The sequence below is a fragment of the Pseudoalteromonas sp. AOP7-A1-14 genome, assembly GCF_052376275.1.
GTDB lineage: Bacteria > Pseudomonadota > Gammaproteobacteria > Enterobacterales > Alteromonadaceae > Pseudoalteromonas.
In genome coordinates this window covers 1-2,634 of sequence record NZ_JBQSVO010000200.1, presented here as the reverse complement: position 1 = coordinate 2,634, position 2,634 = coordinate 1, and the positions used below count along the sequence as shown (strand labels likewise).

Below are 2,634 nucleotides of genomic sequence, written 5' to 3'. Positions count from 1 at the left end.
GTGACCAAGAAGTACATAATTACGCAATTATTGGTGCAGAAAAAGCGAATGAATTTAGTGAAAATGTTTTTTACCACAAAAATTTTACTCTAACTAAGTCAACATTTAATGATCGAGAAGAGTTAATTCAAGGTGTAAAGGATGAAGTGATTGATGTGGGGGTTTATATTAGTGAAAACACATATCGTGATGTAAATAAAAACACTATAAAAGTCGAAGTGATTTTTAATAATGCATCAAGTATCAATTATATATCCCAAAAGCTAACTGATCTTTATGATCAGTTTAAAAATAAAAAACAACTAGAGAAACTTAGTTTATATGGCATAAAAAATGATGAAGTTAAAAATATAGTCCTAGAACCTGTAATATTAGTTGAAACTGATACGGCCGATGCAAGAGAAAGTATTGGTGAAAAGCTTGGGATGTTATTGCCATATTTGTTAATACCATTAGTATTAACAGGTGCAAGTTATCCTGCAATTGACTTAGGTGCTGGTGAGAAAGAGCGGGGAACTCTTGAAACATTATTACTAACACCCATAACAAGAACTCAAATAGTCTTAGGTAAATTTCTCACCGTATTCTCAACATCCGTAGCGACATCGCTATTTACCGTTTTTAGTATGGGATTGTGGATTTTTATAGCTAAAAGCTTATTTTCTTCTGAAGAAATAATTGAAGCTATTACTGTAATAGGTGCGTTCGATTTATTACTTATATTGTTTTTATTACTCCCTTTAGCATGTATATTTTCTAGTATTGTTTTAGCAATATCAATTTATGCACGCTCATTCAAAGAGGCCCAAAATTATATGGGGCCCCTTACTATGATTATATTTGTACCTTTAGCTATATCAATGATGCCAAATATGGAATTAACGTTTAAAACATCATTAATTCCTATTGTTAATATATCCCTAGCTATTCAAGAGTTATTAAAAGGGACGGTTGATTATAATTTTGTATATATAATTATAATATCAACCGTTGCAATCGCGGTTATGACCTTAATGTTTTGTATCAACTGGTTCAAAAAGGAACAAGTACTGTTTCGATAATCTACAATTCGGAGCTTATATCGTTGTAAACGCAATAAGCTCCACTCTTCTATTTTCAGCCTGTCCTTGCTTCGTGCTATTTGTAGACAAAGGTGCTTTTTCTCCCGCTGACTCTACAGTTAACTTATCTTTTTCGACTCCATTACTTACAAGGTATCTATAGATTGCGTCGGCTCTTTGCTTTGCCAATGTATAGTTATATTGCTGACTTCCTGTGTTGTCGGTATGACCAATAATATAATAGGGTACAGGGCTCTTTTTTATCGCTGGAATGTATGATTTTAGTTTTTCTATAGTACTAGATGATAGTGAATAATTATCTTTTTCAAATGAAAGGCGTTGTAGAGGCGGCTCAAGATTTTTTTCATTAATAAAGCGAATAGATAAAAAGTTTTTTTCCTCATAAGCGCTAATGTGCAATGAAACCCAATTATAATTATTATATAAAAGTGTATGCTTTTGTTTATCTTTTTCACTTAAGAAATTATTTGAGTCAATACGGCTTGCTAACTCTAACGAATTACCACATTTTAAACCTGCACAACTCGATAATGTCTTATAACCTTGCTTTATATATAAATCGGAAATCTCATTTAATGAATTGTTTGCCTTAGTATACTTTTTAAATTGTGTATTTATATAATTAGAATAAAACTCGATATTTGTTTTTTCGTTAGTTACTTTATCTGTCAGAGGTGACTTAAAGTTTTCTGTATGTTGGCGTTCGATAACTTTAGCATTCATTTGAAGGTATTGTTCAAAGTTAATATTGCCAGTGGTGGCAGTTGATGCTGAGTAACTGTTGAAACTGCAAATAACCAGCCCTAATACTGGCATGTAGAAGCGATTCACGAGATTGGGTTCCTTTGTGTAGTTGTGCTTTCCTATAAAAACTCTATCTTGATAAACTCAGCAATTCAAGTGTTTCTTAAAATGAATAAAAATCCAGGGTTACAACTATAAAGCTTTGTGATTCATAATCTATTAAGTTTAATGTTGTTAATTTGAATAAAAAATTATAGTGAAACTACTCTGCGGGTGAGAAAGTGACTCAAGGACAACTTGAAAAAAAGTTATCAGAAAATAACATAAATTATTTAGTTCTTGATGGTGAGAAATTAAAAAATGTAATAATAAAAGATAAATCTTTAGTTATTATCCACTCATCAAAAAATTTAAAATTTGAATCTCAAATGCTGGATCAAGGGGCTCTTGGAGTTTTTTGGTGCCCGGGAGATGCTGCATTGATTGATAATTTGATATCAACTTTAAACCATGGTGGTTTATGGTTTGATAGAGTGACACTAACAAACAAAATAAAACACTACGATAACCATGGCATTAAATTAAATCTTAAGGTTGATGATAAAAAGCTTATAAAATCATTAACTAAAAGGGAAGTCGAAATTGCCAAGCTCGTTATTTTGGGACTTTCGAATAAAGAAATTGCTGAAATGAAATTCATTTCTGAAACTACCGTAAAATCTCATTTAAAAAATATTTTATCGAAGGCAGACGTAAAAAACCGTACCTCATTAGGAAATAAATTAAAATTATGACAAATAAAATACCC

Annotated in this window: 3 protein-coding genes; 2 read left to right on the top strand and 1 reads right to left on the bottom strand. The window is 31.2% G+C overall.

The window, feature by feature from the left end; genetic code table 11:
• Positions 1-1,061, top strand: a 1,061-nt coding sequence (locus tag ACT3RM_RS17450; RefSeq protein WP_444511467.1) for an ABC transporter permease, incomplete at its 5' end; no start/stop codon positions are given.
• Between the two features lie 15 nt (positions 1,062-1,076).
• On the opposite strand, the gene ACT3RM_RS17445 is transcribed toward ACT3RM_RS17450, so the two are convergent.
• Positions 1,077-1,913 carry an OmpA family protein gene (locus tag ACT3RM_RS17445; RefSeq protein WP_441836290.1) on the bottom strand — a complete coding sequence of 279 codons (837 nt, stop codon included), beginning with the start codon at positions 1,911-1,913 and terminating at the stop codon, positions 1,077-1,079.
• A gap of 194 nt (positions 1,914-2,107) precedes the next feature.
• Between ACT3RM_RS17445 and ACT3RM_RS17440 the strand changes: the two genes are divergently transcribed.
• Positions 2,108-2,620: a response regulator transcription factor gene (locus tag ACT3RM_RS17440; RefSeq protein ID WP_441836289.1), complete on the top strand. Its 513-nt coding sequence runs from the start codon at positions 2,108-2,110 to the stop codon at positions 2,618-2,620.
• Positions 2,621-2,634: the final 14 nt, after the last annotated feature.